The organism is Lentzea sokolovensis, assembly GCF_033949975.1.
GTDB classification, from domain to species: Bacteria; Actinomycetota; Actinomycetes; order Mycobacteriales; family Pseudonocardiaceae; genus Lentzea; species Lentzea sokolovensis.
This window is the reverse complement of the sequence record NZ_JAXAVU010000004.1, coordinates 789,798-809,629: the sequence shown is the minus strand read 5'-3', so window position 1 is coordinate 809,629 and position 19,832 is coordinate 789,798. Positions and strand designations below refer to the sequence as shown.

The 19,832-nt window shown below is 69.6% G+C and carries 17 protein-coding genes; 6 read left to right on the top strand and 11 right to left on the bottom strand.

From position 1 onward, the window contains the following. Positions 1–68: 68 nt before the first annotated feature. From SK854_RS09275 to SK854_RS09250, 6 genes are all read right to left on the bottom strand, one after another. Positions 69–1,889, bottom strand: coding sequence for a hypothetical protein (locus SK854_RS09275; protein ID WP_319974592.1), 1,821 nt, complete (start codon positions 1,887–1,889; stop codon positions 69–71). A 48-nt stretch (positions 1,890–1,937) separates the two neighbouring features. Beyond that, entirely contained in the window at positions 1,938–2,444 is a 507-nt protein-coding gene (locus SK854_RS09270; protein ID WP_319974591.1) for a YbaB/EbfC family nucleoid-associated protein, read from the bottom strand. 41 nt (positions 2,445–2,485) lie between these two features. After that, positions 2,486–3,241, bottom strand: a complete 756-nt coding sequence (locus SK854_RS09265; protein WP_319974590.1) for an ESX secretion-associated protein EspG — start codon at positions 3,239–3,241, stop codon at positions 2,486–2,488. Continuing rightward, positions 3,238–4,875 (bottom strand): PPE domain-containing protein, encoded by a 1,638-nt coding sequence (locus tag SK854_RS09260; protein WP_319974589.1) that lies wholly within the window; start codon positions 4,873–4,875, stop codon positions 3,238–3,240. The genes SK854_RS09265 and SK854_RS09260 overlap by 4 nt, the downstream gene beginning before the upstream one ends. Before the next feature lie 43 nt (positions 4,876–4,918). After that, complete coding sequence (locus tag SK854_RS09255; protein WP_319974588.1) at positions 4,919–5,299, bottom strand: hypothetical protein; 381 nt, start codon at positions 5,297–5,299, stop codon at positions 4,919–4,921. A gap of 416 nt (positions 5,300–5,715) precedes the next feature. Next, positions 5,716–6,477 (bottom strand): ESX secretion-associated protein EspG, encoded by a 762-nt coding sequence (locus tag SK854_RS09250; protein ID WP_319974587.1) that lies wholly within the window; start codon positions 6,475–6,477, stop codon positions 5,716–5,718. A 343-nt stretch (positions 6,478–6,820) separates the two neighbouring features. Here SK854_RS09250 and SK854_RS09245 point away from each other — a divergent pair, with 343 nt between their 5' ends. From SK854_RS09245 to SK854_RS09235, 3 genes are all read left to right on the top strand, one after another. Beyond that, the gene (locus tag SK854_RS09245) at positions 6,821–7,936 is read left to right on the top strand and encodes a molybdopterin-dependent oxidoreductase (protein WP_319974586.1); all 1,116 of its coding nucleotides are present in this window, start codon (positions 6,821–6,823) and stop codon (positions 7,934–7,936) included. Between the two features lie 129 nt (positions 7,937–8,065). Continuing rightward, positions 8,066–9,643: an MFS transporter gene (locus tag SK854_RS09240; RefSeq protein WP_319974585.1), complete on the top strand. Its 1,578-nt coding sequence runs from the start codon at positions 8,066–8,068 to the stop codon at positions 9,641–9,643. 104 nt (positions 9,644–9,747) lie between these two features. Then, complete coding sequence (locus SK854_RS09235; protein WP_319974584.1) at positions 9,748–11,085, top strand: collagenase; 1,338 nt, start codon at positions 9,748–9,750, stop codon at positions 11,083–11,085. On the opposite strand, the gene SK854_RS09230 is transcribed toward SK854_RS09235, so the two are convergent. The 3 genes from SK854_RS09230 to SK854_RS09220 are packed head-to-tail and all read right to left on the bottom strand — an operon-like array spanning position 11,069 to position 13,438. Then, a complete protein-coding gene (locus tag SK854_RS09230) occupies positions 11,069–12,013 on the bottom strand; it encodes a LysR family transcriptional regulator (protein ID WP_319974583.1) in 945 nt (314 codons plus the stop codon). The genes SK854_RS09235 and SK854_RS09230 overlap by 17 nt on opposite strands. A 21-nt stretch (positions 12,014–12,034) precedes the next feature. After that, entirely contained in the window at positions 12,035–12,928 is an 894-nt protein-coding gene (locus SK854_RS09225; RefSeq protein WP_319974582.1) for a hypothetical protein, read from the bottom strand. Positions 12,929–12,931: 3 nt separating this feature from the next. Beyond that, positions 12,932–13,438 (bottom strand): hypothetical protein, encoded by a 507-nt coding sequence (locus SK854_RS09220; RefSeq protein ID WP_319974581.1) that lies wholly within the window; start codon positions 13,436–13,438, stop codon positions 12,932–12,934. 172 nt (positions 13,439–13,610) lie between these two features. Here SK854_RS09220 and SK854_RS09215 point away from each other — a divergent pair, with 172 nt between their 5' ends. Further along, entirely contained in the window at positions 13,611–14,987 is a 1,377-nt protein-coding gene (locus SK854_RS09215; protein WP_319974908.1) for an aminopeptidase P family protein, read from the top strand. Here SK854_RS09215 and glpK (SK854_RS09210) read toward each other — a convergent pair. Both glpK (SK854_RS09210) and SK854_RS09205 read right to left on the bottom strand, forming a co-directional pair. Continuing rightward, the gene (gene glpK, locus SK854_RS09210) at positions 14,984–16,477 is read right to left on the bottom strand and encodes a glycerol kinase GlpK (RefSeq protein ID WP_319974907.1); all 1,494 of its coding nucleotides are present in this window, start codon (positions 16,475–16,477) and stop codon (positions 14,984–14,986) included. The genes SK854_RS09215 and glpK (SK854_RS09210) overlap by 4 nt on opposite strands. A gap of 25 nt (positions 16,478–16,502) precedes the next feature. Beyond that, a complete protein-coding gene (locus SK854_RS09205; protein WP_319974580.1) occupies positions 16,503–17,267 on the bottom strand; it encodes an IclR family transcriptional regulator in 765 nt (254 codons plus the stop codon). Between the two features lie 242 nt (positions 17,268–17,509). Between SK854_RS09205 and SK854_RS09200 the strand changes: the two genes are divergently transcribed. Together SK854_RS09200 and glpK (SK854_RS09195) are read left to right on the top strand one after the other, a co-directional pair. Next, on the top strand, positions 17,510–18,265 hold the full coding sequence (locus SK854_RS09200) for an MIP/aquaporin family protein (protein WP_319974579.1): 756 nt from the start codon (positions 17,510–17,512) through the stop codon (positions 18,263–18,265). Between the two features lie 28 nt (positions 18,266–18,293). Further along, on the top strand, positions 18,294–19,811 hold the full coding sequence (gene glpK / locus SK854_RS09195; protein WP_319974578.1) for a glycerol kinase GlpK: 1,518 nt from the start codon (positions 18,294–18,296) through the stop codon (positions 19,809–19,811). The last annotated feature ends 21 nt before the right edge of the window (positions 19,812–19,832 follow it).

Sequence of the window (19,832 nt, the reverse complement as noted above, 5' to 3'; positions counted from 1 at the left end):
GAGCGGCGATTCTCCAGTGCTGCGTCAGAACAAGGCGGGATCGCGGGGATCCCGGCTGTTGGCTGGACTTACTCTGTCGGCCGGACGGACCGCTCGTGCGCGATGGTCGGACGCAGCGGCTGGGCCGCGGCACCGCCGGCCGCCTCGTAGCCGATGGTCGGCTGCAGCGGCTCACTCGCCATGAGCGGGTTGACGCTCTCGTAAACGGGCTGTGCGTCGACGCGCCCGTAGACCTCACGCGCTTCCGACGGCTCGAGGGCGTCGTACGCGTGCGACATCTGCGTGCGCGCGAGCGGCTCGTAACCCGACTGGGCCTGCAACGGCTCGGAAGGCGTTTCGGGGCTCGAGTACATCTCACGCGCCTGCATCGGCTGGACGGCCTCGTGCATCGGCGCCCCCGCGGTCATGCTGACGCCGGACACCATCGTGGAGTCCTGCGCCGACGCACGGGAGAACGCGACGGGAGCCTCGGCCGCCTCCACGCGGGAGAACGCCATCGGAGCCTGAACCGCCTCGGCGCGCTGCATCGGCTGCAACGGCTGCATCGGCTCGGCGGCGTGCATCGCCGCGGTACGGGCCTGCAGGGGTTCGGTCACGTGCATCGCACGTGCCTGCAGGGGCTCGGTGGCGTGCACCGCCGCGGTACGGGCCTGAAGGGGCTCGGCCGCGTCCATCGCACGGACAGCCTGCATCGGCTGCAGCGGCTCGGAGGCCAGTCGCTTGGCGGCCTGCATGGGCTCGGCCGCTTCCGTCCGCCTGAGGGCCTGCATGGGCTCGGCCGCCGTCGTCCGCCGGAGGGCCTGCATGGGCTCGGCCGACGCCGTCGCCCTGAGAGGAGCGTTCGGCAGCGTCGCCTGCGCGTACCCGTCCTGCTGCACGGTGCCGATGCGGGCGTTGGCGAGAGTGGCCTGCGCGGTCCCGTCCTGCTGGACCATGCCGACGCGGGCGTTCGCCAGCGTCGCCGCGCTCGCGGTGCCGGTCGCGTCCGCGGCCGTCTTGCCGTCGGAGGCGCCGGGCGGGGTGTTGCCGCCACCGCCGCCGCCCCGGTTCGCCATCGCCTCGTCGATCTTGTCGTCGACACCCTTCTGGGCCTTGTAGCCCTCGTAGGTGATCTCGGCGACGTCAGCGGAGTTCTCGAACCGCTCCCAGCCCTTGCTGACCTTCTTCATGATGTCGTCGAGGTCGCCGATGCGCTTCATCTGACGGCCGAGCGCGGCGACGACACGGGCGACGCGGGACGCGATGTTCACGCCCAGCGCGACCGCCTTGCCGACCGCGAAGCCACCGAAGACCGCGATCGAGGTGCCGAACGTCGGGATCATCATGGCGGCGGCGATGAGCGCGCCGGCGATCAGCGAACCGATCAGCTGGGCGATCAGGTCGCGGACGATGTCACGCAGAACGGTGACGAGCATGCCCATGATCGCGACGATCTTGGCCTTGGACTCGACGGCGTTCGCCAGGTCGTCGAGCTCCTGGCCCATGCCGTCCATCGACGCCTTGAAGCGCTCGGACGACTGACCGCTCCAGCCGTCGAACGTCGCGAGGCCGCTCTTGTGGTCCTCCGCCAGCACCCGCAGCTCGGCCGCGCGCGCCTTGTTGGCCTCGACGTTGGCCTGGATCTCCTCCGGGTTGCCCATCAGCTGGTTCAGGGCGTCACGCAGGAACGACACGTGCTCGATGAGCCAGCCGACACCGGCACCGATGATGCTGCCGAGCGGGTCGATCGCGAACATCACCGTGGCCGAGGCCGCGCCGATGGCGTTGAACGTGATGTCGAGAGCCTTCTCGGTCTCGGACTCCGCGTCCTTGCTGATGCCGTCGATCAGACTGCCGTAGGCCTCGATGAACAGCGAGCCCTTGAGCTTGTTCTCCTCGGTGATCTTCATCCCGGGAGGAGACGGGAGTGGAGTTTCAGGCGCGGTCATCGCTGTTCCTTACCAGGGGTTGTCGTCGTCGTCATCGTCGTCGTCCGCACGGCGCCGGCCGCGGACGGGCGCCGGCTGCGGGGTCGCCGCGGGCGTGCTCGCCGGAGGAGCAGGAGCGGGTTCCGGCTCGTCGTCGATCTCGTCGTACGGGTCGGTGTCCTCGTCGACCTCGTCGTCCGGGATCGAGTCCGAGACCATCTGGTAGGCCTCGGTGCCCTCGCCGAGCGGCTTGAAGAGCTCGAGGACCTGCGTCGCGGCCTGCTTCTGGGCCTTCCGCGCCGTCTCCAGGATCAGCGCGGTGAGCCGGGGGCCGCCCAGCTCGATCGCGCGGTGTCCCAGCTGCAGGTTCTGCAGGCCGCCGTTGGGGCCCACCGTCACTGTCACCGCGCCGTCCTTCGACGTCACGGTGGCGGAGGCCGCCGCGACGTTCTCCGTGAGGTCCTCCGACTTCTGCTTCAGGTCGGCCAGCTTGGCCTCGTACTCTTCGACCCACTGATAGGGGTTCGCGGGATTCACACGGTCCTCCGGCGGCGGCGGTTCAACTGAGACGCGCTAGTTCACGCGAGCACAGCGTCGATTCGGGTGGCGATGCGGTCGTTGTCGGTCGGCGAGACGCTCATCCAGCCGTCCGAGTTGACCATCAGATAACGGCCCTGGTGGGTGTCGAACCAGTTGATCACGACCCCCGACCGCTGGCGGCCGTGGGTGATGCCGAACTGGCCGCCCGCGACGCGGTTCGACGCGAGTTCGTCGAACTGCTTCGCGTCCTGTGCGGACAGACCGGCCTGCTGCAGCGCCTCCTGGTCGTCCACCCCGCCGTCGCCGAACAGGTCGTCGGAGGGGTCCACCTCCTGGGCCTCCTGCAACGCGACCGCGTCCTGAAGGGACTGGACCCGGACGTTCACCGCCGTGCCCGGTCCGGGCACGGCGTCGGGCAGCACCTTGACGATCTCGCGGGCGATCCCGGTCTCGCGGATCTCCAGCAGCCCGACCCGGTCGCCGTCGATGATCGCCAGCGCGGCGCGCCGGCCGTTGGAAACGGCCAGCGCGCGCACGGTGCGGTCAAGACCGGCGACGGCGTCCACGGACACCTCGTGGTCGTCGAGCAGCCGCAGGAATTCCTCGAGACGCTGGTTGTCCACGAGCCCGCGTGACCGCAGCTCGTCCATCGTCTTCGTGACGAGCACGCGGCGTTCCTGCTCGGTCTCGCCCTCGTTCGGCACGTCCAGCGGGTACGGCACTCTGCCGAGCCGCAGGGCGTGCCACAACACGTCGAACTCGCGCGGCGACAGCAGGAACTCGGGCGTGATCACTGCGACTCGGTCCCCTTCTGCTTCTTGACCTTCGCGGCACCGATCACCGACGGGGGCAGGTTCTCGCCGGGGACCTCGAACAGGTCGCCGCCCATGATGTAGCTGGCGGAACGGTGTTCCTTGTCGTCCTCGCCCCTGCCGCCACCGGGAGCGCCGCCCATCGGCGCGCCACCCATGCCGGCACCCGCCGCGGAAGCGCCACCGGGACCCATGCCCATCGGCATGCCGCCACGAGCGGCCTGGCCCTGGACACCGGCCGCGCCGCCGGACTGCATCGAGCCGCCCGCGCCCGCGGCACCGCTCGCGCCGCCGCCGAACGCGCCGCCGGCACCGCCACCGCCGCCACCCGCACCCATCTGCGGGGTGTACGGCATCGGGCCGCCCTTCATACCGCCACCGCCACCGCCACCGGCGCCACCACCGGCACCGCCGCCCGCACCACCGGGACCGGTGTAACCGGGCGCCGAGGGGTTGTAGGCCGCGGGACCCTTGGGGTTCTGCGGGGTGTAGTTCGGGTTGGCCAGGTCCTTGCCGACGACCGGGGTCTTCGGGACGTTCTGGTTCTGGCCGGTGTTCGTGCGGCCGCCGTTACCCATCTGAGGCGTGTAGCCGGGCGCGGTGGGCGTGTAGGGCGCGGGACTGCCGCCGCTGCCGCTGGTGTACGTGCTGCCCGTGTTGCTGGGGCTGTACCCCGGCGCGGTCGGCGTGTACGCCGCGGCCGTGTTGGTGTTCGTGTTGCCCATCTGCGGCGTGTAGCTGCTGCCGCCACCGGCGCCACCGCCCGCACCGCCGCCGGCTCCCGCTCCGGTGTAGCCGGGCGCGCTCGGGTTGTACGCGGCCGCGGCGGGCTGGTTCACGCCACTGCCGGCACCCGCGCCGCCACCGGCTCCGGCGCCCGCACCGGAACCCGACTGCTGTCCGGTCACCGGAGGGGCGGCCGTCGCCGCACCGGCACTCGCCGCCTGGGTGGACATGAGGCCGTCCGCACCGCCGGTGAACGCGGCCGCACCGGAGCGCGGGACCGCCATCACCGGCTCCTCGACCTTGCCGGTGTTCGGGTTGAACGGCGGCTTGAAGGCGGGCGTCGTCGAGTCGATCTGGCGGGAGTTGTTCTCCATGTCGGTCATCACGGTGACCGCCTGGTCGTGCGCCGCGCGCGACGCGGTGTTGGCGGCCGCGATGTCGGCGGAGGCCAGCACGAAGGCGGGCGTGCCCGGCTGGGAGAGCGCGGCCGCGGCCTTGTTCCAGTCGAACTGGACCGGCTGGGGCATCTGCGCCCTGGCGTTCTCCATGACCCGGCCCTGGTCGGCGACCTTGGTGCCGACGTCGACGGCCGTCTTCGCGGTCTCGTCGACCCAGTCCCCGAGCTTCTTCATCGCGGCACGGGCGGCCTCGGCGGCTCCACCCGTCCACTTCGACTCCGACGCGGTGATGACCGAGTTGATGGTCCGGGACGCCTCGGTCAGCTCGTTGCCGTACTTGCTCCAGTCGGAGCTGATCTGGCCGGCTTGACCGGGGTCGTTGTTGTTGTGCACCGCGGCATACAGCTCTTGGTGCGATCGGGACGCCCAGTTCTGCGGGTCCGTGAGGACCGGGACGTTCTCGACCTCGCTCGGGTCGGTCTCGGGGGGCATGACCGGCTCGCCTCTCACTCCGTTGGATCAGCTGGCCACAAGATCAGCTGTTACCCATGTGCTTCTTCAGTTCGGCCTGCTGTTCCTCGTCGAGCTTCGTGAAGTTCCCGATCGCTTCGACGATGGAGTTCTTCGTCTGCTCCAGAACCGTGCGGTACGCGGTCATGACGCTGACGAACGAGTACTGCTCACCCTCGGCGCGATGCGTGAACTTGTCGCGCATCTTGTCGCCGACGGGGTTCGCACCAAGCGGCGCCGGGCGGGCGATGCTCGAGTTGGCGCGTTCGATCCACGAGTCGACCTGGTCGATCTGGGCCTGGAACTGCTTGCGGAGTTCCTCGCCTGCCTCCGGGTCGATCTGCACCTGACCCGTGCTGACGGTGTCGCCGAGCGGGACAGCGTCTTTGTCACCGACGATGTACATGCGGGCAGTATCGGGTGTCTTTTGGTGTATCGCTCACTTTGCCGCGCGCGAGTTACCAATTGAGATCCGCGTTCACAATGCGTTGTCACTGACCGAATCGGGCCACGAACCGGTGAACGTCGTGTAACGGGGTGATCGTTTGCCCTGGTTGTGGGAGCGCTCTCGGGGTGCTGCCCGTTCGGGCTCTCGATCTCTGTTCACATCCCTGGAACGGCCCTTGACCTGGGCCGACTGTGACGCGAATCACATAGGGGATTCTCTGGAATTTAGGGCTTTCTTGAGGTCCGTCACAGCCTGGTTCGTCGATCACCGGATCGGGTGAATCGGCCGACCGGCGCAAGAACGCGGGCGCACTCCGGAGAGTACGCCCGCGATGCCCGATTTGGATCATTCTTGTGCGCTGGAACGCACCGCTCTCAGGCCAGTACGGCGTCGATCCGCGTCGCGATGCGGTCGTTGTCGGTGGGTGACAGGCTGAGCCACCCGTCGGAGCGCACCATCAGGTAGCGCCCCTGGTGGGTGTCGAACCAGTTGATGACCACGTCAGCGCGGTGTCGTCCGTGCGTGACACCGAACTGGCCACCCGCGACCCGGTTCTGCGCGAGCTCGTCCATCTGCCGTGCGTCCTGCGCGGACAGCCCGGCCTTCAGCAACGCCTCGCGGTCGTCGAGCTCCTCGTCGGCCGCGCCCCACGGGTCCTCGGAGTCCTCCTCCTGCTCGGCCTCCTGCAATGCGACGGCCTGCTGCAACGTCTCCAGTCGCACCGACAGCGCGCTGCCGGGCCCGGCCACCCCGTCGGGCAGCACCCTGACGATCTCGCGTGCGAGAGAGGTGGGCCTGATCTGCGACAGGCCGACGGTGTCGCCGTCGATGACGGCCAGCACGGCCTCCGTCCCGCCGGCGGCGGCCAGCGCCCGCACGGTCCGGTCGAGCCCGGCGACGGCGTCCACGGACACCTCGTGGTCGCCGAGCACCCGCAACAGGTCCTCCAGCCGGGGGTCGTCGGCGATGCCGCGCCGCCGCAGTCCGGCGATCGTGCTGTGCTGCAGTGCTTTGACGTCCTGCTCGGTCGCTCCTTCGCTGGGCACGTCGAGCGGGTACGGCATTCTGCCGAGCCGCAGCGTCTGCCACAGCACCTCGAACTCGCGGGTCGACAGCAAGTACTCGGGCGTGATCACGAGTGCTCGGAACCTTTCTGCTCTGCCTGCTTTGCGCGCAGTATCGGGCAGAAATGCGTCAACCGTTCCTCATCGGCCGAATACGTACCCGGTTGAGACGAATGTTCACAATCAGTCGCGGCGGCCCGAAACGGGCCACTTCCGGGCAAGCGGAACCTGTGTGCACGCTTGTTTTCCCAGGTTCCGGGAGTGTTCTCAATGCGTGACCTGGGCAGATGCCCGCGGTCCGTTCACGCGTCCTCACGGGCGTCGTTCGACCGGTTGGCTGTGACCCAAATCACGCCTCCTGGGTGGTCCTGCGATGTGAGACGCACTCTTGCGGTGGGTAGCTAGCTTCGGACGCATGATCTCTCGGCGCGGCGTGCTCCTCGCGGCAGGACTCTCGGTGCTGCCTTCGGTGCTTCCCTCCAGGGCGGTGGCGGCCCCAGTGATCGTGAAACCGTTGCCCGACACGGACTTCATCGTGCACGGCACCAACGCCGAGACGCGCTGGGAGGCTCTGCGCGGCACCGGCTCGCTGACGCCGGTCCCGAAGTTCTTCGTCCGCAACCACACCTCGACACCGCTGCTAGACGCCACGTCCTGGCGGCTGGAGATCCACGGCTCCGGAGTGGCCCGCCCGCTGTCGTTGTCCCTGCGAGACCTGCGCGCGCTGCCGTCGTGCTCGGTGGAGGCGGTGATCGAGTGCGCGGGCAACGGCCGCAGCTTCTTCACCACGCAGCAGGGCCAGACCGTGTCGGGCACGCCGTGGAAGCTGGGCGCCGTCGGCAACGCCCGGTGGCGCGGCGTGTCGCTCGGCCTGCTCCTGCGGCTGGCCGGCCTGCGCCGCTCCGCGGTCGACGTGCTGCCCGCCGGCCTGGACGCGGAGTACGTGACCGGCGGCGTGAACCTGGGCCGGGTGCGGCGCCCGCTGCCCGTGTCGAAAGCCCTGGACGACGTGCTGGTGGCGTACGAGATGAACGGCGAGCCGCTGCCGCCTGACCACGGGTTCCCGGCGCGGCTGGTGGTGCCGGGCTGGGTCGGGATCGCGAGCATCAAGTGGCTGGGGTCGCTGGAGGTGTCGGAGTCGGCGCTGCACTCGCCGTGGGACACGCAGTACTACCGGCTGCTCGGTCCCACGTACCCGGCGGACGGGACGCTGGTGACCTCGCAGGTGGCCAAGAGCGCCTTCGAGCTCGGGTGGGGCGCCGTGGTGCCGGCGGGGCGTCAGGTGCTCACCGGCCGGTCCTGGTCGCCCGGCGGGGTGCGGAAGGTCGAGGTGTCGACGGACGGGCGATCCTGGCGGCGGGCCACTCCGGTGTCGCGCGGTGGGTGGACCCGGTGGCAGGTGCCGTGGCAGGCGACTCCGGGGGAGCACGTGCTGCGGGCGCGGGTGGACGGGCAGCCGGACGAGTCGCCCTACAACACGCAGGGCTACCTGTTCGGGGCCGTGGTCCGGCATCCGGTGACGGTGGCTTGAGCGTTCGAGGCGTGCGTGCCCACCACACACACGACGCTGGCCGGGTACCCCCAATTTCAATTCTAGTCACCGCGACCGACAGGCTCCGCGTGCTCGGCAGGGCACACCCTCAGGTGTGAAGATCAGGCAGTGACTGTCTCCCCGTGGGCGCCCCTGCGCCGCAGCGCGTTCCGTGCGTTGTGGCTCGCCCAGTTCGCCTCCAACATCGGCACGTGGGCGCAGACGGTCGGCGCCCAGTGGCTCATGGGCGACCTGGGCGGCAGCGCCCTGCAGGTCGCGCTCGTCCAGACTGCCACGACGCTGCCGGTGTTCCTGCTGGTCGTGCCGTCCGGGGCGCTCGGGGACATCCTGGACCGGCGGCAGGTGCTGATCTCCGGGCAGGCGTTGATGCTGGCGGGCGCGGGCGGGTTGATGGTCTTGGCGGGCACGGACAAGGCGACGCCGGTCAGCCTCCTGGGGTTGCTGGCGCTGATGGCGATCGGGCAGGCGTTGTCGATGCCGTCGTTCCAGGCCATTCAGCCGGAACTGGTGTCGCGCGAGGAGATTCCGCAGGCCGCGCTGCTCAACGGCGTCAACATGAACGTCGGGCGTGCGATCGGGCCCGCGCTGGGCGGGTTGCTGATCGCGCTGGCCGGGTCGGAGGCGACGTTCGCGTTCAACACGGTGAGCTTCTTCGGCGTGCTGATCGTGCTCTCGCGGTGGAAGCGGCCGTCGGACCACCGGCCGCTCGGGACCGAGCACATCGCGACCGCCATGCGAACCGGTGCGCGATACGTGGCGAGTTCGCCGTTGTTCCGGCGCGTGCTCACGCGGCTGACGTTGTTCATCGTGTTCGGCAGCGGGTTGTGGGCGCTGCTGCCGGCGATCGCCCGCGGGCCGTTGCGACTCGACGCGAGCGGGTACGGCGTGTTGCTCGGCAGCGTGGGCGCGGGGGCGATCGGCGGCGCGTTCGTGGTGCCGAAGTTGTTGCAGCGCATGAGCAAGAACCGGATGGTGCTGCTCGCGACGTTCGTCTACGCGGCGGCGACCAGCACGGCGGTGCTGACGCAGAGCTTCGTGGTGGTGATCGTCGCGATGCTGCTGACGGGTGCCTGCTGGATCGCCACGCTGTCGACGTTCAACGCGCTCGCGCAGGTGCTGCTGCCGGCGTGGACGCGTGCGCGGGCGTTGGCCTACTACCAGCTGATCCTGATGGGCGGCCAGGCGCTCGGCGCGGTCGTGTGGGGCGTGATCGCGGACGCGTACAGCCTCAAGGTCGCCATGATCGTGCCCGCGGTGGCGATGGTCGTGCTGGCCGTCGGTGCCACGAGGTGGCTGCCGCTGCACGACCGGCCGCTCGACGTCAGCCCGGCGACCTACTGGGAGGAACCGCCGGAGATCACCGACACCGACGCGGGCCCGGTGCTGGTCACGGTGGAGTGGCCGGTGGCGCAGGAGAACGAGGACGCGTTCATCGACGCCATGCAGCGCGTCGGCAGGGCCCGGCGCAGGACGGGCGCCACGATGTGGGGACTGTTCCGGGACACCGAGCAGCCCGAGACGTTCCTGGAGACCTTCACCGTGGCGACCTGGCAGGAACACCTGCGCCAGCACGTCGAACGCGGCACCGTCGTGGACCAGCAGAACCAGGAGACCGCACGCGCGCTGGCCAAGGGACCGGCGCACGTGCGGCACCTGCTGTTCGCCGAGCCGACGAAGCCGGAGTAGACGTCGGGACAACCCATAGCAGCGCGCTATGAGCGAAAGGGATGATCGCGGGCCGACGGGCGATGTGACGCTCTGGGACACCTCAGACCCCTGCGGAGGACCCCATGAGATCACTCGCGCTCGTCCTGGCGCTGTTAGCCGGACTGCTCGCCCCTGCCACAGCCCAAGCCGCTGCACCCGGCGCACCGAACAGCCCGCTGCTCCCGCCCGAGACCACCAGGAACGTCCTTCACCCCGCGCCCGAGTCGACGATCTACGCGGCCGCGACGGACTATCCGGCCGAACTGCGCGCGTTGACCCGCGTGCTCGACAACTACACCAGCGCGGACGACGCGGCCGTGCACGCCGGCATGCTCCTGCTCTACTACGGCCACAGCTACCCGGAGTTCCTGACGGCGGTCAAGGCCGACCCGGAGGTGTTGCGGGCGCTGCACCGGTTCGTGGTGGGGCACCTGGACCTCTTCGGCACCGACCGCCAGTACCTCGTCCAGAACGCGACCCGCGAACTGGGCAGGTTCTTGCAGCACAACGACATCGCGCCACGCGTACGTCCGTTGCTCGTGGACATGGCGGCACGCGGGGACGTCGTCGGCCGCCTCGCCCCGCTGTGGGTGGGCGTCGCGGAGATGGCCGACTGGTACGACAAGGCGAACTGCCGCCGCTACAACACCTGCGACTTCCGCGCGAAGATCGACCGCCGCGTGCTCACCGTCCGGCACACCTGCAGTGCCACGCTGAAGATCCGCGCCCAGCAACTGACGCGCACCCAGCTCCGCCAGACCTGCGCGTCGCTCGCCGGTCAGGACGCGGCCTTCCACCGGGTCGTGCGCGATCCGGGACCCGTTGCCGGTGACCAGAACACGGCGCTGGAGGTCGTGGTCTTCAACACCGGCAACGACTACCGGACGTACGCCGGGGTGCTGTTCGACATCTCCACCAACAACGGCGGCATGTACCTCGAAGGCGACCCGGCGCTGAACCAGGCGCGGTTCATCGCGCACGAGGCCGACTGGCTGCCGGCGTTCGCGATCTGGAACCTCAACCACGAGTACACCCACTACCTCGACGGCCGGTTCGACATGCACGGCGACTTCGAGGAGAACGTGACCACGCCGACCGTGTGGTGGATCGAGGGCTTCGCCGAGTACCTCTCGTACAGCTACCGCGCCGAGGTCTACACCGACGCGCTGGCCGAGGCGAAGAAGCAGACCTACGCGCTGAGCACGCTGTTCGACACGACCTACGACCACGACACCAAGCGGGTCTACAACTGGGGTTATCTGGCGGTCAGGTACCTCGTGGAGAAGCATCCGGCGGATGTCGCGGCCGTGCTGGCGGACTACCGCGTCGGCGACTGGGCGGGTGCGCGCGACCACCTCACGCGGGTGATCGGCAACCGCTACGACTCCGACTGGTACGGCTGGCTCAGTTCGCTGAAGTGAGAGCCGTGCCGCGCTCCTCCCACCAGGGCCGGAACACCGGACTCGCGAGCGCCTGATCCGAGTAGGCGCCCAGCACCTCGGCGAACACGCGGCTGGCCTGACTCCAGGTCAGCCGCTCCCGCCGCCACGCGAACACCAGCCGCATCCGCATCGGTGCCCCCGCCAGCGGCCGCACCGCCACCCCGGGGCCACCCTGTGACGTCGGCTCGACCAGCTGCACGGCCTTGCCCGCCGCGATCAGCTGACGGCCCGCGCCGCTCGGCACCTCGAACCGGACCCGCGGCACGAACCCCGCCGCCCGGCAGGCCGCGCGCAACGCCGTCAGCGACCCGTCCTCGGCGCCCGGCGGCCCGATCCACGCCTCGCCGGCCAGGTCGGCGAGCTCCACCTCGGTGCACTCGGCCAGTCGATGACCTGCGGGAACGGCGATGTACACCGGCACCCACGGCACGACGACCCGTTGCGCCACCCCGCGCGGCAACCCCAGGTCACCCTCCTCGTCGACGGCGATCACCGCCGCGTCCAGGTGCCCGTTCGCGAGCGCCAGCGCGAGGCCCGTCGACGAGGGATCGACCACCAGCGTGACGTCGTCCAGCACCTCTTCCAGCCGCGAGTAGAGGGCGGCCACGCACTCCATGTGCACCGACCCGAACCGGACGGGTCCGCCGCGACCGGCCGTGTCCGAGCCGAACGCCTCCAGCTCCACCAGCAGCAACCTGGCGCGTTGCAGCATCTGCGCGCCCAGTGGCGTGGGCGCGGCGCCGGAGCGGCCGCGGTCGAAGAGCGTGCCGCCGACCATGCGCTCGACCCGTTGCAGCAGGGTGGTGAGCGACGGCTGAGAGATGCCGAGCTGCGTCGCCGCGCGGGAGAGACTGCCCGCGTCACCGATGGCGCAGATCGCCCTCAGGTGCCGGATCTCCAGTTCCATAGGGCCAGGCTATACGCGCGATCAGCAGGAGCGGTCGCGCTCGGCTTCCGGCCGCGAGAACTCCAGGCGGGTGTCCCCGGAGCGGGGCAGCACGAGGGCCACTCCGTCGCGCTGGTTCCACTCTTTCGGCAGCAGGAGGCTCTGACTGGCCGACTGCAGAACCATGACCAGCCCGTCATAGCGGAACCTGTACGCCGAGTCCGTGGCGGTGCACGCGGTCGTGGTGACGCCCGGCCCGCGGATCCCGATGTCCTTGGTGCTGAACACGACCGCCTGGGGCAGGGTGCCGAGCCTCGTCTGGTACTCGTAGCCCCTCGCCGCCCCGACGGCCGCCGAGTAGTCGTTGACCGCCCAGAACAGGCCGATGCTCGCGAGCACGAACGTGAACGTCCACTGGATCACCGGCACGACGCCGGCGACGCGCTTGCCGGACAGCGTCGTCTGCAGGTGCTCCGCCACCGGGAACAGGATCACGCCCAGCGCCACGCACACCCCGGGAAGACCGGGCACGGCGTAGAGCAGCCGGGGCACCGCGAGGCCGCTGAGCCCGAGCAGCAGGAACACGAGACCCAGCGACACCAGCACCGGAACGGCGCGCCGGGTCAGGACGCGCCACGTCCTCGGTGCCAGCGCCGAGTGCAGGAAGCGGTAGCCCCACAACGCCGCGAGCCCTCCGGCCGCCAGCACCGTCAGCGGCACGAACATGCCGTCCGAGCTGCGGATCAGGTAGTCCGGCGCGGTCAGGCCGAGCACGGAGTAGTGCACGCCGAACCAATCGCAGAAGAAGGTCGCGTGCCGGGTGCCGAAGTAGAACAGCAGCGCGGTCAGCAAGGTGGTCGGCGCGAGCAGGGAACCGAAGACCCGCAGCCCCTTCGACGGCGCCTCGTCCTTCGGCCTGGCGGCGGCCGGGCGCACGGGTCAGCCCTCGGAGCACAGGTCGTTGGTGATCCTGAACGTGATCTTGCCGCCCTCGTGCAGGGGGACGGGCACCTTGATACCTCCCCGGACGACCTTGCAGTCGCCCTCGGTGTCCGTGGACCCGTCGACCACCAGGGTGTATCCGACGCACAGCTTCTTGCCGGGACAGGCTTCCGTGAGCTGGCCCGAGATGGTGTTCCAGGACAACTTGAACGGAATCCCGGTCTGCTGCTCGATGGATCCGCGCAGTTCGGAGGTGAGCACCCAGCGGTCCGGGGGTTTCGGCGGCGGAGGGGGTGGCTTCGTCGTGGTGCGGGGCGGTGGTGGCGGAGGTTTCGGTGGCGGGGTCGTCGTGGTCTCGGGCGGAGCTGCGGTGGCGGCCTCGGTGGTCGACGTGGCCGTGACCTCGGTGTTCGGCGCCGGTTGGGCAGTGCCGGGTGATGGTGGCTGGCCGCAGGCGGTGAGCGTGGCGGCGGCCAGGAGACAGAGGACGGTTCGGGTGATCATGGCGGATGCCTCCTTTACAAGTAGAGGCCTGCCGCCGATCGAGGGATACACCTGCCGCTTCCATAGTGTGAAGCTATGGCCAACTGGGATTGGCGAGATCGCTCCGGCAGGAGGAAGGGTGGGAGGAAGGACAACTCTGGAAGGACCCGAATTGGCTCGGACACGCCGCGACATGGCGAAACTGGTGGACGCGGACGGTTTCCGCACGTACATCCGCGACGGCTGGGGTGAGTGGGACAACTCCGTCGACCTCCCGGACGGCACGGCAGAGGCGGCCGCCGCACACCGCGCCAGGCTCACCGCGGCGCTGCCCGGCAAGCGGATCGCGCTGGCCGCCGGACGTGCGCACGTCCGGTCCAACGACACGTTCCACGAGTTCCGCGCCGACAGCGACTTCGTGTGGCTGACCGGCTGCCAGGTCGAGGGCGCCGTGCTGGTGCTGACCGACGACGACGCCACGCTGTTCGTGCCGGTCCCGTCGGAGACCCACAGCGTCGACTTCTTCGGCGACGCCGACCGCAGCCCGTTCTGGATCGGCGCCGCCGCCGGCCCGAAGGAGTGGGGCGCGGCGCTCGGCATCACGGCCCGCCCGATCGAGGACCTCGCGAACGCCCTGCGCGGCCGTCACCCCGAGACGCTCGTCGCCAAGGGCCTCGACCCGGTGCTGGACGCGCTGACCGGCTCGCACAGCGACGAGCTGCGCACCGTCCTCTCCGAACTGCGCCGGATCAAGGACGACTGGGAGATCGACCAGCTCCGCCAGGCCGTCGACGCCAGCGTCAAGGGCTTCGCCGACGTCGCCATGGAGCTCGGCCAGGCCGTGCGCGGCGGGGGAGAGCGCTGGCTGCAGGGCACGTTCGACCGTCGTGCGCGCACCGAGGGCAAGGGCCCCGGCTACACCTCTATCGTCGCCGCCGGCGCGCACGCCCCGGTGCTGCACTGGACGCGCTGCGACGGCCGCGTGAACGACTCCGACCTGCTGCTGCTCGACGCCGGCGTCGAGATGAACTCCCTCTACACCGCCGACGTCACCCGCACGTTCCCGGTGAGCGGCGAGTTCAGCGAGCCGCAGCGCAAGGTGTACGACCTCGTGCTGAAGTCGCACGTCGCCGCGCTCGCGGAAGTGCGGCCGGGCAACGACTACAGCGCTTTCCACCACACCGCCATGCGCGTGCTCGCCGAGGGCCTGCACGACTGGGGCCTGCTGCCGGTCAGCGTCGACAAGGCGCTCGACCCGTCCGGCCAGCACCACCGGCGCTACATCGTCTGCGGCACCGGGCACTTCCTCGGCCTCGACGTGCACGACTGCGCCGACGCCCGCCAGGAGACCTACCAGCAGGGCATCCTGGAGCGCGGCATGGCGCTGACCGTCGAGCCCGGCCTGTACTTCCACCCGAACGACGAGACGCTGCCGCCGGAGCTGCGTGGCATCGGCGTGCGGATCGAGGACGACCTGGTCGTCACGTCGACCGGCGCCGACGTCCTCTCGGACTCGTTGCCGATCGACGCGGACGACGTCGCCGCGTGGGTGCGCAAGCAGCGTTCCTAATTGGACGGAGTGGAGCGGGCCCAGGCGAACGTGAGTTCCACGGCCCGCTTCCAGTTCGCGTACTCGTTCTCGCGGTGCCGGGCGTCCATCGCCGGGTTCCACCGGGCGGCCAGGTGCCAGTTGCGCCGCAGCCCCTCCAGGTCCGGCCAGTACCCGGCGGCCAGCCCGGCGGCGTAGGCGGCACCCAGTGACACCGTCTCCGCGACCAGCGGCCGTTGCACCGGGATGTCCAGCACGTCCGAGATGAACTGCATGAGCAGGTGGTCGGCGGTCATCCCGCCGTCCACCTTCAGCACCGGCGTCGGCACGCCGAGGTCGGCGTTCATCGCGTCGACGACCTCCCGCGTCTGCCAGCCCGTCGCCTCCAGCACGGCCCGCGCCAGGTGGCCCTTGTTGATGTACGAGGTCAGCCCGACGACGAGCCCGCGCGCCTGCGAGAGCCAGTGCGGCGCGAACAAGCCGGAGAACGCCGGCACGATGTAGCAGCCGCCGTTGTCCTTCACCGTGCGCGCCAGCGTCTCGATCTCCGGCGCGGAGTGGATCAGCCCGAGGTTGTCGCGGAACCACTGCACCAGCGACCCGGCGACGGCGATCGAACCCTCCAGTGCGTACGCCGGCTCGCCGCCGATCTGGTAGCCGATGGTCGTCAGCAGCCCGTGCTTCGAGCGCACCAGCTCGCTTCCCGTGTTCATCAACAGGAATCCGCCGGTGCCGTACGTGCCCTTGATCGAGCCCTTCTCGAAACAGGTCTGCCCGAACAGCGCCGCGTGCTGGTCGCCCAGTGCCGCCGTGATCTTGATGCCCGGCACCACGCGCGTCGTGACACCGCTGATCTCCGTCGACGGCCGGATCTCCGGCAGGATCTGCGGCGGCACGCCGAAGAACTCCAGCAGCATCGGATCCCATTGCCGCGTCGAGAGGTTCATCAGCATCGTCCGCGACGCGTTGGTGACGTCCGTGACGTGCAGGCCACCGTTGACGCCACCGGTGAGGTTCCAGATGAGCCAGGTGTCCATGGTGCCGAACAGGACGTCGCCGCGTTCGGCCTTCGCGCGCAGCCCGGCCACGTTGTCGAGCATCCACCGCAGCGACGGCGCCGAGAAGTAGGTCGCCAACGGCAACCCGCAGCGGTCGCGGACCTCCTCGAGGCCCGGCTTCTTCCCGAGTTCGGTGACGAGGTCCTCGGTCCGGATGTCCTCCCAGACGATCGCGCGTCCCATCGGGACACCCGTGTGCCGGTCCCACAGCACGAACGTCTCGCGCTGGTTCGTGATGCCCATCGCGACGACCTGGTCGGCGGTGATCCCCGCCTGCCGCAACGCCTGCGGCACGATCCGGTCGACGTTGCGCCAGATCTCCACGGCGTCCTGCTCGACCCAGCCGGGCCGCGGGTGGTACTGGCGGTGCTCGCGCTGGGCGACCGCGACGAGGCGGGCGTTCTGGTCGAACACGATGCAGCGCGTCGACGTCGTCCCCTGGTCGATCGCCATTACGAACCGTTGCACGGCGAGCCCTTCAGTTCTCGTCGACAAGCGAAGTGGTGACGGATTCCGCGGCCTGCACGACCTGACGCACCAGCGTCGCACGCGGACGGCCCGCGGAGTCGCACAGCCGGTCCGCAGCACCGGAGATGCCGATCGCGCCGATCACGAGGCCGCCCGGGATGCGGATGGGCGCGGCGATGCTCGCCTCACCCGGCATGTACTCCTCGGCCTCGCCGGCCCAGCCCTGCCCGCGCACCTCGGTCAGCACGCGCTCCAGCATCTGCGTGCGCGTGATCGTCCTGCGCGTCAACGACGTCAGCTCCCGCCGGCGTGCGGCCGCAGACAGGTCCGGGTCGTAGGCCAGCAGGACCTTGCCGAGCGCGGTGGCGTGCAAAGGCAGCATCGCGCCGATGCCGAGTGTTTGCACAGAGTCATCAGGCCGGAACACGTGGTGCACGACGAGCACGGCGCCGTCGTGGTGCATGCCGATCCTGACCTCCTGGCCCGACCGCGAGGCGAGCGTGTCGGCCCAGTTGATCGATCGAGAACGCAGCTCGTTCGCGTCGAGGTAGGACGTTCCCAGGTGTAGGAGCGCCGCGCCGAGCCGGTAGCGGCCCGTCGCCTGGTCCTGTTCGACGAACTCGACCCGTTGCAGCGTACGAAGAATCCCGTGCGCGGTGCCCCGCGCGAGACCCAGCGAGTCGGCTATCTCCGTGAGACCGTGATGGCCGGAGCCACGCGCGAGCAGCCGCAGCACGGCGGCGGCGCGTTCGATCGACTGAATGGGTCCCGGCACGCGTGAAACGTAATTGAGACGACCCGTGTCGGCAATGTCGAACGGCTGGGGCGGCCATCACGCCTGGACACGGGCCTGAAACGCCTTGTCTGCGCGCAGCGTGACCGGTCGGTCACACCTTCGGGGGTCGCAGGTGTCGACATTGTCGAACCGCGCCTGTTGAACAGCCGTTCAGGCGGTCATACGTTCCGCCTCAATCACCACGTGGTGATCAGCCGTTCAAAGACGAATGGGAGGCCAGCGTGGGTCTCGGGTCAGTGTTCCTCAGCGAGGTGCTCGGTACGGGCGTCCTGCTGTTGCTGGGTGCGGGCGTGGTGGCCAACGTGCTGCTCGCCAAGTCGAAGGGTTTCGACGGCGGTTGGCTGTTGATCAACTTCGGCTGGGGCCTCGGTGTCTTCGCCGGTGTGTACGTCGCCTACAAGTCGGGCGCGCACCTCAACCCCGCGGTGACGGTGGGCATTCTCACCAGCGGTGCGGCCGAGTACGCCCCTGGTGTTCCGGTCAGCTTCGGCTCGACGATCATCTACTTCGCGGGCGAGATCCTCGGTGCGTTCCTCGGTGCCGTGCTCGCCTGGCTCGCCTACAAGCCGCACTTCGACGAGACCCCCGACGAGGGCCTCAAACTCGCCGTCTTCTCGACCGGCCCGGCGATCCGCAGCTACGCCTGGAACCTCGTGTGCGAGATCATCGGCACGTTCGTCCTGGTCTTCGTGATCCTCGCGTTCGGCAAGACGCCGACCCAGATCGGCCCGCTGGCCGCCGCACTGCTGGTCGTCGGTATCGGTGCCTCTCTCGGTGGCCCCACCGGCTACGCGATCAACCCGGCCCGCGACCTCGGCCCGCGCATCGCGCACGCGCTGCTTCCGTTGTCCTACAAGGGCACTGACGGCGAGGCCGTAGGCAAGAAGGACTCCGACTGGAGCTACTCCTGGGTGCCGGTCGTCGGCCCGCTCATCGGTGGCGCGCTCGCCGGTGTGATCGCCTCGCTCGCGTTCTGACGCTGACCATCCGGAAAGGACTTCTTCGATGTCGCAGTACGTTCTCGCCGTCGACCAGGGCACGACCAGCACGCGGGCGATCATCTTCGACCACAGCGGCTCCATCGTCGCCGTGGGCCAGAAGGAGCACGAGCAGATCTTCCCGCGCGCCGGCTGGGTCGAGCACAACCCGGTGGAGATCTCCGAGAACACCCGGTTCGTGATCGGCCAGGCGCTCTCCACGGCCGACCTCAACACCGGTGACCTCGCCGCCGTGGGCATCACCAACCAGCGCGAGACCGCGGTGGTGTGGGACAAGAACACCGGCGAGCCGGTCTACAACGCGATCGTCTGGCAGGACACCCGCACCCAGGCCATCGTCGAGGAGCTCGGCGCTCTCGGCGGCGGCGCCGACCGCTACAAGGCGAAGGTCGGCCTGCCGCTGGCGACCTACTTCTCCGGCCCCAAGATCCGCTGGATCCTCGACAACGTCGAGGGCGCCCGTGAGCGTGCCGAGGCCGGCGACCTGCTGTTCGGCAACACCGACACGTGGACGCTGTGGAACCTCACCGGCGGCCCCAACGGCGGCGTGCACGCCACGGACGTCACCAACGCGTCGCGGACCATGCTGATGGACCTCGACACGCTGCAGTGGGACGCGGAGATCGCCTCCGACATGGGCATCCCGCTGTCCATGCTGCCGGAGATCCGTTCCTCCTCCGAGGTCTACGGCACCGGCGGCCCCGGCGGTGTGCTGAAGGGCGTGCCGATCGCGGGCATCCTCGGCGACCAGCAGGCCGCGACGTTCGGCCAGGTCTGCTACGAGCCGGGCACCGCGAAGAACACCTACGGCACCGGCAACTTCATGTTGCTCAACACCGGTACCGAGAAGGTCGCCTCGAAGAACGGTCTGCTCACGACCGTCTGCTACAAGATCGGCGACGAGGCTCCCGTCTACGCGCTGGAAGGCTCCATCGCCGTCACCGGTTCGCTGGTGCAGTGGCTGCGCGACAACCTCGGCATCATCGGCTCCGCCGCGGAGATCGAGACGCTGGCGAAGACGGTGGAGGACAACGGTGGCGCGTACTTCGTGCCGGCGTTCTCCGGTCTGTTCGCGCCGTACTGGCGGGCGGACGCGCGTGGCGCGGTCGTCGGTCTGACCCGGTTCGTGAACAAGGGTCACCTGGCGCGGGCCGTGCTGGAGGCGACGGCGTTCCAGACCCGCGAGGTGCTGGACGCGATGAACGCCGACTCCGGAGTGCCGCTGACCGAGCTGAAGGTCGACGGCGGCATGGTCGCCAACGAGCTGCTGATGCAGTTCCAGGCCGACGTTCTGGACGTGCCGGTGGTGCGTCCCGTCGTCGCCGAGACGACCGCTCTCGGTGCCGCGTACGCCGCCGGTCTGGCCGTCGGCTACTGGTCGGGGCTCGACGAGCTGCGCGCCAACTGGGCCGAGGACAAGCGCTGGACGCCGGAACTCGACTCCGACGAGCGCGAGCGCGAGTACCGCAACTGGAAGAAGGCCGTCACCAAGTCGTTCGACTGGGTCGACGCCGACGTTCGCTGACTTCTTTCTTTAGGAGCTGAA